Genomic DNA, 13,569 nt, shown 5'->3' with positions numbered 1-13,569 from the left:
GTTACTACGCTCTACTTGCCCTATAGGTATGTCTATTTGCGTAAGAGAATGTGTGATTGCAGTTCAAAGTTGGCGAACATGCTTCTCTCATTTATGCTAGCGTACCGTATTGTGCTTCGTGTTACCAAGGATTAGATAAACATTGTTATTCCAGCAAGTTATTTGTAAAAAACGTGCTTCATTGATGGGCCTTAGCGCTATCTTGTCAGGCATACTCATTTTATTAAGTGCTTCACTGTTTACTGCTAGCGCAACCGCGCAATCTGAAAGTGCTAACGCTTCGAATAATCCTAAGCCCAGCGCTGATGCCGAAACAATTCGCGCTGTAAAAAACATGCTCGGGCAAAAAATCATTTTGGATTTTCGCTATTTCTGTGAAGACAATACGCCGTCTTCGCGCTGCCGTACGCCCATGACCGTAATTCCACCGTCACTTTTAAATGTGCTTAGTACGCACAACATCGGCGGTGTTATTTTGTTTTCAGAGAACATTCAAAATACCGAGCAGTTAATTACGCTCAATTACACCATGCAGCAGCATATGGTAAAAGCAGGTCGTCAGCCGTTGTTTATTGCTGTCGATCAAGAAGGGGGCAGAGTAGCAAGGTTGCCTTCAGACATGCTCTCGCCGTTTGCGGGTAACATGGCCATTGGCGCCACTTTTCATCAGCGAGGCAGCGCATTTGCGCAAAGTGTGGCATCGCATATTGGGCAAACGCTTTTACCGCTGGGAATAAACACCAATTTTGCGCCGTCGGTTGATGTAAATAGCGAGCCGAAGAACCCCGTTATTAACGTACGCAGCTTTTCGGAAAACCCAGAGCAGGTAGCCGCACTCGGGCAGACATTTGTCAGTGCTATGCAAAGTACAGGTGTAATGAGTGCTATCAAACATTTTCCAGGCCATGGTGATACCCATGTAGATAGCCACAGTGGCTTGCCGCAAGTAACGCATAGCAAAGCGCAAGCTATGGCGGGTGACATCCTTCCTTTTGCGAATATCATTAATAGTGCAACGCCTCCTGCAATGGTAATGAGTGCACACATTCAGTACCCGTCTTTAGACGATACGACAATTATTGATAAGCATGGTAAGTCACAAATAGTTCCTGCTACTTTGTCGAAGAAGATACTAAGCAATTTGCTTCGCAACCAATTAGGATATCAAGGCCTTATCGTTACTGACGCGTTAGACATGGCAGGTATTACTCAGTTTTTCTCCCATGAAGAAGCATTAGTCAGTGCATTCAGCTCAGGTGCTGATATTGCGCTTATGCCGTTCACCATAAGAAACCAAGACGACATAAAAAAGTTCGCGTTACTTTTGGATAATGCAGCAAATCGAATGTCGGAAAGCGCTTTTTTGAAAGCGTCTCATAATCGTATTATTAAGGCAAAACAGCGCTTTGCTTTGCAAAGTTTTATTTCCAAGCCCATGTCATGGTGGCTCAATGAAGCGAAAGAAAATGCTTCAATGAATAACCCTAACAGTTTGAAAAACAGAGGAATTCAAATTGAGAAAGCGCTTTCTAAATCGTCAGTTTCTGTACTCTTCGGGAAGGATGAGTTGCCAATAACTTCAAATCGCTGGTTGGCGCTTATGCCAGACGCAGCAAGATGTTTAGCATTTGAAGCCGCGCTTACACGCGCACGTTCCAACTTCAACAATAAGACTCTGGAGTTTGCGTGTTTGCCGTTAACTGCGTTACCTAAAACCCAATTAGCAATGAATCTACTAAAACAAGCTGACGTGCTAGTGGTTGGTAATATTAGTCCGCTACATGCTAACTATGAATTAGGAGGAGTTGATTTACCTGAGCATGTGAAACGACGCGCAAGCGAGACTGAGGTGATGGCATTTAGCAAAAAAATAATGGTTGCTGCGAAAGCACAGAATAAAACCGTGGTCTTTGCTCCACTGCGCATGCCATATAAAGCGCATGACGTGAAAGAGCTAGCCGATGTTGCTATTGCTACATTTAGTTATGCGGTGAACATTACACAGCAAAGTGACAAAGAAAATCAGCACGTTACGAGCTATAGTCTTAATGCATTGGTTGATGTATTACTTGGTAGCGCGCTCGCTGAGGGACGTTCACCTGTTTCGTTGAAATAGGTGGCCACGCGAAAGCAGAGACCAAAACCAAAGATATTGCCCATTTAAGTGCGAACAAAGAGCTAAGCCAAAAGTCATTTCAAAAGCCATTTCAAAAGCCATTTTAAAAGGAGTTATCGTGAATACAACAAATACATCAGGCGCTACGCAAACGTCATTAGTCGATACGGTATTAAGTGCGTTGTTCCCTTTTGTTCCGCTCCTTGTCGCTATTGTATTGGTAATAAGTGTGCTCATTGCACTGCACTACCTTCTGCTAGCCAAGCAGAGCCATCTTACTAGTGAGCAGAAGTTACCTCGCCAAGTAGGAATGTTGGTACTTACTATCATTGGATCTGTCGTAATTGCGATGACGCTCCCTGTAAGTGAGAGTACTAGAAATCAGGTCATTGCACTTATCGGCGTACTTATATCAGGTGTGATTGCCTTTTCTTCTACCACCATGGTAGGGAATTTGATGGCGGGGATCGTACTTCGTGTAAATCGTCCGTTTAAAGTGGGTGACTTTATCAAGGTAGAAGGCTACAGCGGTCGCGTTACCGAAATGGGCTTGCTCGATGTGGAGATTCAGACTGAGAGCAGAGAGCTTATTGCCTTTGCCAATACGCTGATGGTGAATTCGCCCGTTTCTGTGACCAGAGCGTCTGGCGCAATTGTTAGTGTAGATATCAGCTTAGGTTACGATATACATCACAGCATTATTGAAAAGCACTTACTTGTTGCAGCTGAAAATGCCCAGCTGTCAGAGCCATTTGTACAAGTGGTTGGGTTAGGCGACTTTTCAGTAAGTTATCGCATTTCAGGTCTACTAACTGAAGTGAAGAGTTTGCTGAGCGCGCGCTCAAGGCTTCACAAAGCCGTACTCGACGCTTTGCATAATGCCGATATTGAAATTGTTTCTCCTAGCTTTATGAACCAACGCCCCCAGCCTGACGGTTTGAAAATGATAGCTAAATCGCCTGCACACACTAAGCAAGAAGAAGCATCTCCTGAAGACGTTATTTTTGACAAGGCTGAAGAGGCAGAGCAAAAAGAAAAAAGTAAAGAAACGCTGATGCAGACGATCGCCGATATTGATGCAAAAATCGCTGAGAGTGACGGCGAAAACAGAGATGAGCTTAAACATCAAAAAGCCACCGCTGAAGCTCAGCTCGCAGCTTTGGTAAAAACAAAAAATGAAGAAGGTTAGTTTTTACTAACTTTTTTAGCTTCCATTAAATCTGGGGCTATGCGGGTGTGAGTATTTACTTACACATTATGTGGTAAGTTTAGTATCGCTAACACTTCCTCCACATTTACCTTGATATGATACCTCAAATTCTCAAAGCTAAAGGTGTTTATCTGTCGATCAATCCGTGTCGTCGTAAAGCAAATAGGCCTTTCGTCTTTCTCTAAATTTATTTAAATCTTTCTGCCAACTTTGGCGAATTTCTGTAGGCGTTTTGCCAGTCTGAATTTGAATTCGTAGTGCATCAGTGCCCGCTAATTTGTCGAAGAAATCTGGGCGAGTAAAGAAGGTTTCTTCAGAGGCATTACTGGCGCTGATCATCTTGTTATATTCAGAAAAACGAGAATAGGCATCTATCAATGTAGCGATATCTAAGCCACTAATTGGTGAGCGCTTGTGAGTTGTTTGCTTAGAGTCAGAGCCTTCAAAGATCGTTGGATCAGCATAAGAAAAGACATGTGCACTTAGCAGAGTATTTTCATGTTTAGGGTGGGGCGCTGCGCTATTTGCATTTACCGGTATCTCGGTTTTACCAAATTCAACAAACGGGTGGCCAATAAGTTGGAAGGGAAAGTCAGTGCCGCGACCTATACTCACGTCGGTGCCCTCAAAAAAGCACAGCGTTGGGTAAAGGAGTATCGATAAATCGTTTGGCAGATTAGGGCTAGGGGCTACGGGCAATGAATAATGTGCAGTGCGTTGATAATCCTGCACTGGGACAACGGTAAGCTTAGCGTTGTCATAACTGCTCACGTCAATATCTAACCACTGTTCCCCCACAATCATTTGAGCAAGTTCGCCCAAGGTCATACCGTGTAAGACGGGAATAGGATGCATGCCAATGAACGACGAAAATTCAGATTGAAGTACTGGGCCGTCAACATAACGGCCGTTAGGATTTGGCCTATCTAACACGATAACGTCGATATTACGCGCAAAGGCCGCCTCCAACACATAGTGCAAGGTGCTTAAATAGGTATAAAAGCGTACGCCTACATCCTGAATATCGAAAACAATCACATCGATGCCATCCAACATGTCGGGGGTAGGCTTTTTGGTTGCGCCGTAAAGGGAGTGAATAGGTATACCGGTTTTAGCATCAATATTGCTATCTACTTTTTCGCCGGCGCCTTTGTCTCCTCTAAATCCGTGCTCCGGCGACATAATACTTACAACATTAACACTGCGTTGAAGAAGGGCATCAAGCAGATGCTGATTGCGCTGGCTTGTCTTTATCTTATTTTTTTGTGCAGCCAAGCTGTTGCTCGATTCGCGCTCTTCAGGCTCAATCGTGCTAGAAGGCAATGCGCTGTGGCTCGAAACCAACGCGCTTTGGTTTACCACCAAACTAACCCGTTTACCTGCTAGCAAGGGCAGGTATTTCGAATAGCGTTCAGCGCCTACAGTAAACGGCTTAGTGCTTGATACAGGCTGCTTTTCTATTAGTGTAGGATGCTTCGCGTTGCCACCTGTATCACTTGTATATACATGTGTAGATAAGCTTTGCTGTGCACAGCCGTTAAGCGATAAGCTAATTAGTGCTGAAGATAGTATTGCAATGAATGCGCTCGACGTTAGGCGTCTAAAAACCTTGTTCAATGTGACCGAAGTTAAAACTTTCATAGCATTAGGCTACCGTGGTTATTCGCTTTTATTCACGGCGGAACGTAAATACCCACCGCTAGCATCTAATTGAGCGGCGGCCTGCTCGGCAGATTGCCCCGTTAATACCATTAAAATAGCAACTTTAGCTTTGTTGTTACACGCACTAAGCGCTGCTAAAGCAGCATTTTCACTGCAGTCCGTAGCCTGCATAACTATGCGAAGCGCACGGGCTTTTAGTTTTTCGTTAGTGGCATTCACATCTACCATTAAGTTTTGATAGGTTTTCCCCAGCTTAATCATTGTGCTGGTGCTAATCATATTAAGAATTAGCTTTTGCGCCGTACCCGACTTCATGCGCGTACTGCCAGTAAGTGCCTCAGGACCAACAACTGGGCATATAGCTACATCAGCATGGGTAAAAATATCGGCGTTAGGGCTACATGCAATAGCGCCAGTAAAGCAGCCAAGCGAACGGGCATATTCCAGTGCGCCACTTACATAGGGTGTACGACCGCTTGCCGAAATACCAATAACGGTATCGTTGTGGTTTAAGGACAGCGCTAGAAGATCAGCACGCCCCGCGTCGACGTCATCTTCTGCACCTTCTACGGCGTGCTGAATGGCTTTTTCACCGCCAGCTATCACGCCAACAACCAGTTCATCAGGCACGCTAAACGTGGGGCGGCACTCTACCGCATCAAGTATGCCCAGCCTGCCGCTGGTCCCCGCGCCTATATAAATAAGCCTGCCACCATTTTTAATGCTAATGGTTGCAGCATCCACCGCTTTTCCAATTGGCGGAATTTGCGAGGTAACTGCGTTTGCCACTTTCGCGTCTTCGTTGTTAATGCGGGCAAGAATGCCTTCCGTGCTTAGCGTGTCTATATCGAGGGTGTCTGGGTTTCTGCCTTCGGACACAATTTTATTCAGTGACTGGGCTAATTCGTTAACGGTGGGTTTATTACCTGCCGCTTCATTGTCAGTACTGACTGTATTTTTAATACTGGCGTTGGCGGATGATTCTGAAGTAGAAGAATTGTGCGAAGACATTAAAAACCTTGGGGCAACGAAATTGTGATAATGAGCTAGCGCAAAGCATAACGGTATTTTATGCCATAAGAAACCTTGCGTTAGATGGTACGTTTTTCATTATTAATCCTGCGCAGCTAATACGTTTCTCGTGGTACACTTTGGCTTTCGATATTCTTTCTCATTAAACATTTAAGGAACGTGTTTTTCTGTGAGCCGACAAACGCAAGCTATCATTCATGCTGATGCCCTTTTACATAATTTTAAAGCCCTTGCTGCTTTAGCGCCCTCAAGTCAGTCTATGGCGGTAGTAAAGGCCGACGCTTATGGTCATGGAGCAGTAAATGTAGCGCGCATTCTTCAGCATGTTTCTTCGCGTTTTGCCGTAGCAATAATTGAAGAAGCCATTGCGCTTCGCGACGCGGGAATTTCTGCGCCTATTGTGGTGTTAGAAGGGGCACATCAGGCAAAAGAGTGCCAAATGGCATTTCAGCATAACTGTATATTAGTTATGCACTGCGAAGAACAGCTTACGTGGTTAGAAAGCTGCCCCGAACAGCAGCGCCCGCATATTTGGCTTAAAGTGGATAGCGGCATGCACCGGTTGGGTTTTGCCCTTTCCGATATCGAAGGGATTGCTGATAAGTACAATCATTTACTTAGCGAGCAAACGGTTATTGCTACGCACTTTGCGTGCGCTGACGATGTAGATAATAACTTTACCAACACGCAAATCGATGCGTTCAAACAAGTAGCGAGTAAATTGGGCTTGCCAACCAGCGTGGCTAATTCTCCCGCCACGGTAAACTGGCCTGCAAGTCGAAATGCTTGGAACCGTTTAGGTGTGGGGGTTTATGGTGGTGCCGTTTCTACCTCACAAAATCTCGACATTGAAATCTACCCTGCCATGACACTTCGCTCCAGTGTATTAGCGGTACGAACCATACCGGCAGGAGAGGGAATTGGTTATGGTCAAACCTGGGTAGCAAGTAAGCCCAGCAAAATTGCAACCGTTGGCATTGGTTATGCCGATGGCTATCCAAGGCACTGCAAAAACGGTACGCCGGTAATGATTAGAGGTAAACGCGCCTATTTAGCTGGCCGCGTTTCTATGGACATGATCACAATCGATGTAACTCATATCGACAACGTCGCGGTGGGCGATGAAGTTGAACTCTGGGGGCAGAATGTGCCAATTCAGGAAGTTGCGGCTAATGCTGACACTATCGACTACGAATTAATGACCCGCGTTTCTCAACGGGTGCCGCGCATTGTAAAATACCTTTAACTTTCAAAGCAGTGCCAATTTGGCCAATCTTTATATAAGTTTTAATAAAGCACTATTCATTAAAAGAATGAGACTTTTACCCCCATTTTGAGCCTATACTGTATCGGCTTGGTTGCGGGATTGCGGTGAATGTTTCGCCTCCAACTGTGCTGAGCAACAACTCATAAGTGAGGTTTGTATGCGTACTTCGTTTTCTCGTCCAAGAGTGAACCGTGGAGTAGTAAGTCGACCGTCAAGACCTGTTCAGAAGAAGCAATAGGTTTGTTGTAGGCGTCTAGGAATACAAATAAAAGATACAAGAAAGCCCGGTTAGGTTGTGCCTAACCGGGCTTTTTATTTGTTGCCCTAATCATCGCTGCTGTCTCTTTTTGAGGGGAGTAACAGCGAAAATTTATGACCGAATGGCAAAGACTGGCTGAATAAATTTAGCTGTTTTGTGCGCGAAGCTCGCTGTCTAAGCACTGTTCTAGGCTGTTTTCAGCACGTTTTTCCATGTGATTGGTATCGGCGTTGTTTGACTCAGCGTTTGCCTTTTTTGATTCAGATTCGCCTTGCACTGGGAAGTAACGCTCTGGTCTATGGTTAAGCGAAATAACCATGTTCAAACAAAATGCCGCTAAAATTGAAATCAGCACTAAAGGCCAAGCGATGAAAAACAGAGCACTAAGTAATATACAGCTATCGACGGTTAGCTGGAATGTACCGGCTCTAATATTGAAACGCTGTTGTAAATAGAACGCCATAATACCAACGCCACCAAGGCTTGAGCTATGACGAAACATCATCAGCATACCTACACCAATTAAAATACCGCCAAATACCGCCGCAAAAAATGGGTTTACGTGGCTAATATCCACAAACGCTGGAATTTGCTCGGTTAGTACAGAAACCGTGGTGACGGATATAAAGGTGTTAATGGTGAAACGCTTGCTAATTTGCGTCCAAGCTAGGGTGTAAAACGGTAAGTTAATCAGAAAGAATAGCAAGCCGAAGTCCATATCTACGGCATAAGTACCTAATAGCGCTAAGCCTGCCGCGCCACCTACCATTAAGTCTTGAGACTGAAATAAATATACGCCAAAAGCAACAAACAAGCCGGCGCTTATCAGGGCGAAAACATCCTCGATGACACTGTGTTTTGTTTTTTGCATAAGAAAAAGTTTGCGTTAAGAAGACACAGCGTAATTATACGTTTACAACACAGTAGGTTACAGCGAGATGAAAAGTTAACTCGGTGCGATAAATGGCGGAAGGTAAGTTTGCCTTTACGACTTTTAGCGCACCGGTGAATAGGGTGTTGCGTCGATGTAAACGTTGCACCAAGCTGGTTCACATAAAACGCAAAAAGTAGAGGAAGCTGCTAGGGATTTTGATTACTCAACAATAGAGAATACAACGGTATCTTGCTTATTAAACTCTACACTGCATTTCATAATGCCTAAGTGTAGAGGGCTATATGCTTCAATTTTGCTGCCATTTGCAACAAACTCTGTATCCCACAACAATAAGTTTGCAGTATCTAGCTGGCGTTCGACACTTTTTTTCGATACGCCAGGCGTAAAATTATCGCAGAGAATTATGACTTCGCGCCTTGCTTCTATCCAATAAAACGTCGTAGTGATCAACAGTGCTATTGCCGCTATTGCAACAACATCAGCAATAATGGAACGCTTCATGGCCTGCACGTGCTACTTCTCCTCTACTTCCTTACACTATTCATTTAAAACCTTGCCGCAAAAAATATCGCAACGACAAGGCGCACTTATATAAAGTGCAATTAGGTGGTTTGGATCAAATCCCACTTATTGCCAAACTTATCTCTAAAGATGGCTACCGTACCATACACTTCTTCCCGAGGGGTTTCTAAAAATGCCACCCCTTTGCTTTGCATGGCATTGAAGTCGCGCCAGAAGTCGTCAGTATTCAAAATTAAAAATACTTTATCGGCGGCTTGGCTGCCAATGAGTGCCCTTTCTGTGTCATTTTTTGCTTGCGCCAACAACAGGCTCGTAGCACTGTGTGGTGGGGTTACCAGAACAAAACGCGAGTTTTCGCCGGTTACTTTGTCTTCGGTTAAGGTAAAGTTTAAAACCGTGGTGAAGTATTCAACGGCACTGTCGTAGTCGTCTACAAAAAAAGTAATGGCCGAGAGGTTTTGCGTCATAAATCAGGATCACTTTGAAAGTTAAGCTAAGTTAGCTGCGCATACTACCTAAAAGCTGACTGAGCTGAAATGCGGGTTGTCAGTTATTGCATGAAGTTGAGCGATTTCATTAAGCGCAATATTTTGCTTGGTTTTGTCGATGGACATTTGAATACACTCTGTGGCCACGTCGTTGTGTTTATCGATAACTGTGGTCAGTGCTGTACCGTTTATCGTATTCCCGTCTTTTAATACCACGCTCACTTCAAGCTCATACATACAGGCAATTTCGATGTAGTCGTAAAGCTGGCACGCTATGTTCACATATTCTCCTATTCACTGTTCAAGTGGCGACCAATTAGTAGAGTAGACCTGACGTTCACAGCAAAACTTTCCGCATCTACCGCGCATACTTAGCACTTCACTTTCCACAATAAAGGACCAATGTTTAAATGCCGTCGCCTTGCGGGGGGCGATTAATTTGCATGAGTCACTTCACAGAAGTCTGACCTTAACAAATGATCTTTTTTTAAGGTTTGCTCAGTATTGTTAGTACTGAAGGATTTATTTTGGTGCGCGATACACCTAAGCGCTTGAACGCCCCTCATGTTTCTTAGAGGCATTTTTTAGCAAAGGGTTCCCGCCAAAAATTCAATACAGGAACAGTAATGAACAAGCTACTATCCGCATTTTCTTTAGTTTCAATAGCCTCGTGCACCTCAAGCTTCGCAAATGCCGACGAACTTCCCTTTAATTTAAGCGGTCATGTTAGGGTTAACTACGGGCATCAAGACTGGCAAATTCCCGAGTTTAGAGATGGTTTCGAATTTGAATCATTCAAACTTGGCGTGTCGGGTGAGTCAGATCAATTTAGCTATAAAGCCGAATATCGATGGTACGAAAACACAGACTTCGACACAGTAAGGTTCGCCGACCTGACTTATCATTTCGATGAGCAAACCGAGATTACAGCAGGTATAACCCAAACACCGTTTGGTTTGCAGCCCTTTGCCAGTAACAACTTTTGGTTCTCGGTAAATTATTATCTTGGCTTCGAAGATGATTACGATGCTGGGGTGAAAATAAACCATGATTGGGGTAACTGGGATTTTCAAGCCGCCTATTTTATGAACGACGAGTACAACGATGCCGCTGAGTTTGGGCGCTATTCGTTCGACGTGGCGGACGACGGTGAATATCGAAATAAAGAAGACGGCCAATACAATTTACGTGCTAACTACACGGCAAACTTTATTCGCGGAGGCACTACCGATATTGGCGTGTCTTACCAATACGGCAACATCTTAAACCTGGATACCCTGGACGATGGTGATATGAATGCCTATGCCGTGCATATGCGCCATACCCAAGGCGACCTAAAAGTCGAACTGCAGTATATCGATTATGAATACGATTTGGCTGCACCAGAAGGGCAAGCAGACGATCGCATAGCGCTATCCTCTTTCACCTTCCCGTTCTTAGCCGCGGCCGACGGTAAAACCTATTCAGCAAACCTTGTGTACTCTGTGCCTTATAAGTTTACTCACATAGAATCACTTACTTGTTACTCAGAGTACAGCGTGGCAGAAGGTGAAGGAAGTGAAGGGAAAAACTCGTCCCAGTGGATAAACGGCTGTAGCTTTGGCTGGGATAAACTGTTTGTATATGTAGATAGTATCCAAGGCAAAAACATGTGGTTCTCAGGCGGTCCGGGCGTGGGACTCGACTTAGGTGGTAGACAAGAAACTACCCACCGCCTGAACATAAACCTTGGTATTTACTTCTAATCACTAACAGGACTTTGACATGCGATTACTATTAATAGCGACATTTATACTAGCGCTAGTTCCAATGCAAAGTTTTGCCCATGCGTGGATGAAACTGCGAATAGCGACCACAGAGTATGCCCCTTATACGTCAACTGATATGCAGCACGACGGTTATATCAATCACATAATCGCTGATGCGTTTTTAGAGACGGGCGTTGTGGTTGAGTTTGTATCTTTACCCTGGGAAGAAGCGCTTGAAGCAACGCTGAAAGGCGAATACGACGCCATCTCATACGGCAATTTTGTGCGCGCCCGGGAAAGTGAGTTTTTCCACAGTAACCCTATTAGTGCGGAAAGCTTGGTGTTTTATGTTAATGCTGAAAAGGGCCCTGATACTTGGGCTGAATTAAGCGACTTAAAAGACCTAAAGATGGGCGTAACAGAAGGGTATTTATACAACGATGAACTTGCCGCTTACATTAAAAGCAGCAGTAATGTTGTGGAAAGTGCCACAGATAAAGATAATTTACAGGCGCTGATTGACGGTAAAATTGACGTTTTTCCCATTGATGAGTTAACAGGATGGTACTTGCTTCAGCGTGATTTCGATAGTGGCGACCGCAGAGATGTGATGCCCATTAAGCCGTTTATCTCAACTGTAACCACGCATCTGTTAGTGCATAAAGGCGAAAGTGACAGTCAGCTTATTCTGTCGCTATTTAATAAAGGGTTAGAAGAGTTAACGCTGGACGGAAAACTGACCCGCTTTAAACGCCTTCTAAAAGAAGGCTACTATCAGCATCCGCAGAAAAAAGTGAATTTTGACAGACGTTAGCTGGCGTTTCAGGCCTAAGGGGCTATATAAAAGCCCCGCTGGCTAAACGCCAAAGGCATAGTAAATTAAACTAAAAGGGCAGTGCGATAATAAAAATAATCTATATACTTCAGTGCACATAATACTGATGTAATGGTTATTTCCTAATGCGCAGCCCTTTATTTGTGCGACTTTACGGGCGTGGTCGTTTTCGCTCGCTGTTGAGCACATGCCTTCTGCTAATACTCGTTGTTATTTCCCCGCTAGCCAATGCGTCGAGTGATGAAATAGCCTTTGATGTCTCTGGCTCGTTTAGAGTGCGCTACGAGTCGTTGAATAACCCTATATTTCCAACATCATCAGCTGCACGAGAACAAAGTAATCAGCGTCTTTCAACACGCTTTATCGTGAATTCTACGGTAAGTTATCAAAACCTCGCGGCAACGATCGAAATACGTGACTCGCGAGTATTTCTTGACGAAAACGATCCAACGCTAACGGCCAATCAGGTTAATACACTAGAGCCTACACAGTTTTTTATCACCTACAAACCTGAACGAGAATCTAGCTTATACGAAGTGTCTGCGATAAAGGTAGGGCGTATGGAGCTCGACTACGGTAGTCGCAGGCTATTGGCCAAAACAGCCTATCGCAATGCCACCAATAGCTATGATGGAATTGTGGTGGAAGCAAGAGTTGCAGATTGGCAAGCACATGGCGTGTACGTGCTGCCGGTATCTCGCTTTCCTACTGACAGTGAAAGTCTGGACGGGAACGAACGCGCGTTCGACAAAAGCTTTAGCGAACGAAAATTATTTGGTGTGTACGCTGCGTCAAAAGACAACAACGTCAAGCTGCAAAGCTACTGGTTAAAAGAAGACGATAGTGAAGCGCTTGCCACCAGAAACCGTGATCTGTACACATTGAGTGTGGACTATACCCAGCCTTTCGATAATGGCCTGATAACAAATATAGAGGTGGTGGGGCAAACGGGAACTTCTTTTCAAACCGCATCTGCTAACGATACAGACGAGAAAGACGTTCGTGCATATATGCTGTTTGGTTATGTTGGGAAACAGATTACAGACAACACCTTTCTTAGAGCTGAAGTTGACTATATCAGTGGCGACAACGACACAAGCGATGACACAATCTCTGACTTTGATACCTTATACGGCGTGCGACGTTTTGATTTCGGACCTACTGATGTATATCAGGCTATGCCACGTAGAAACCTAAAAGCAGTGGGGCTTCGAAGCGTGTCTAAGCCAGCAAAAGCGCACAATATTATGCTTGGTTACAAAGCCATGTGGTACCAAAAAGCACCTCAAGACGTGGACAGTTTCATTGGCCATCAAGTGGAAGCTCGCTGGCGTTATCAAGTGCGACCCGAGTTGCGATTAGTGCTAGGTGGAGCCTACCTCAAAAAAGGAGAGGGTTTTGCGCGTGGAGATTACAGCGACAACAGCGCCTTTTTATTCACTGGCGCTTTGTATACCTTTTAAAATCTCCGGCTAAATAGCCCGCGTAAACTGGGTACAGCTGCTTACACTACAAGCCTTGCAGATGAGCGCGTA

The 13,569-nt window shown here is 44.6% G+C and carries 12 protein-coding genes; 6 read left to right on the top strand and 6 right to left on the bottom strand.

The features are described from left to right. Window positions 1-142: 142 nt before the first annotated feature. Together KUL49_RS09515 and KUL49_RS09510 are read left to right on the top strand one after the other, a co-directional pair. On the top strand, window positions 143-2,116 hold the full coding sequence (locus tag KUL49_RS09515; RefSeq protein WP_131137138.1) for a glycoside hydrolase family 3 N-terminal domain-containing protein: 1,974 nt from the start codon (window positions 143-145) through the stop codon (window positions 2,114-2,116). A 118-nt stretch (window positions 2,117-2,234) separates the two neighbouring features. Continuing rightward, entirely contained in the window at window positions 2,235-3,305 is a 1,071-nt protein-coding gene (locus KUL49_RS09510) for a mechanosensitive ion channel family protein (RefSeq protein ID WP_131137137.1), read from the top strand. A 159-nt stretch (window positions 3,306-3,464) separates the two neighbouring features. Here KUL49_RS09510 and KUL49_RS09505 read toward each other — a convergent pair whose 3' ends face one another. Together KUL49_RS09505 and murQ are read right to left on the bottom strand one after the other, a co-directional pair. Continuing rightward, a complete protein-coding gene (locus KUL49_RS09505; RefSeq protein ID WP_131137136.1) occupies window positions 3,465-4,967 on the bottom strand; it encodes an exo-beta-N-acetylmuramidase NamZ domain-containing protein in 1,503 nt (500 codons plus the stop codon). A gap of 18 nt (window positions 4,968-4,985) precedes the next feature. After that, window positions 4,986-5,999 (bottom strand): N-acetylmuramic acid 6-phosphate etherase, encoded by a 1,014-nt coding sequence (gene murQ / locus KUL49_RS09500; protein WP_131137135.1) that lies wholly within the window; start codon window positions 5,997-5,999, stop codon window positions 4,986-4,988. Window positions 6,000-6,189: 190 nt separating this feature from the next. Here murQ and alr point away from each other — a divergent pair, with 190 nt between their 5' ends. Further along, window positions 6,190-7,266 (top strand): alanine racemase, encoded by a 1,077-nt coding sequence (alr, locus tag KUL49_RS09495; RefSeq protein ID WP_131137134.1) that lies wholly within the window; start codon window positions 6,190-6,192, stop codon window positions 7,264-7,266. Window positions 7,267-7,691: 425 nt separating this feature from the next. Here the strand turns inward: alr and KUL49_RS09490 are convergent, their stop codons facing one another. The 4 genes from KUL49_RS09490 to KUL49_RS09475 all read right to left on the bottom strand — a co-directional run bounded on the left by KUL49_RS09490 (window position 7,692) and on the right by KUL49_RS09475 (window position 9,733). Then, window positions 7,692-8,417: a YitT family protein gene (locus KUL49_RS09490; RefSeq protein WP_131137133.1), complete on the bottom strand. Its 726-nt coding sequence runs from the start codon at window positions 8,415-8,417 to the stop codon at window positions 7,692-7,694. A gap of 222 nt (window positions 8,418-8,639) precedes the next feature. Beyond that, a complete protein-coding gene (locus KUL49_RS09485; RefSeq protein WP_014948122.1) occupies window positions 8,640-8,951 on the bottom strand; it encodes a hypothetical protein in 312 nt (103 codons plus the stop codon). Between the two features lie 92 nt (window positions 8,952-9,043). Beyond that, on the bottom strand, window positions 9,044-9,430 hold the full coding sequence (locus tag KUL49_RS09480; RefSeq protein WP_039225021.1) for a VOC family protein: 387 nt from the start codon (window positions 9,428-9,430) through the stop codon (window positions 9,044-9,046). Window positions 9,431-9,478: 48 nt separating this feature from the next. Then, window positions 9,479-9,733 (bottom strand): Rho-binding antiterminator, encoded by a 255-nt coding sequence (locus KUL49_RS09475; protein WP_131137132.1) that lies wholly within the window; start codon window positions 9,731-9,733, stop codon window positions 9,479-9,481. 344 nt (window positions 9,734-10,077) lie between these two features. On the opposite strand from KUL49_RS09475, the gene KUL49_RS09470 reads away from it, so the two are divergent. The 3 genes from KUL49_RS09470 to KUL49_RS09460 all read left to right on the top strand — a co-directional run bounded on the left by KUL49_RS09470 (window position 10,078) and on the right by KUL49_RS09460 (window position 13,497). Beyond that, the gene (locus tag KUL49_RS09470) at window positions 10,078-11,196 is read left to right on the top strand and encodes a porin (RefSeq protein WP_131137131.1); all 1,119 of its coding nucleotides are present in this window, start codon (window positions 10,078-10,080) and stop codon (window positions 11,194-11,196) included. Between the two features lie 19 nt (window positions 11,197-11,215). Continuing rightward, the gene (locus KUL49_RS09465) at window positions 11,216-12,013 is read left to right on the top strand and encodes an ABC transporter substrate-binding protein (protein ID WP_131137130.1); all 798 of its coding nucleotides are present in this window, start codon (window positions 11,216-11,218) and stop codon (window positions 12,011-12,013) included. A 146-nt stretch (window positions 12,014-12,159) separates the two neighbouring features. After that, window positions 12,160-13,497, top strand: coding sequence for an alginate export family protein (locus KUL49_RS09460; protein ID WP_131137129.1), 1,338 nt, complete (start codon window positions 12,160-12,162; stop codon window positions 13,495-13,497). Window positions 13,498-13,569: the final 72 nt, after the last annotated feature.

The sequence above is a fragment of the Alteromonas sp. KUL17 genome (assembly GCF_006538305.1).
Classification (GTDB): Bacteria; Pseudomonadota; Gammaproteobacteria; order Enterobacterales; family Alteromonadaceae; genus Alteromonas; species Alteromonas macleodii.
Note: the sequence above shows the minus strand (reverse complement) of the source record. Positions and strands in the feature narration are given on the sequence as shown.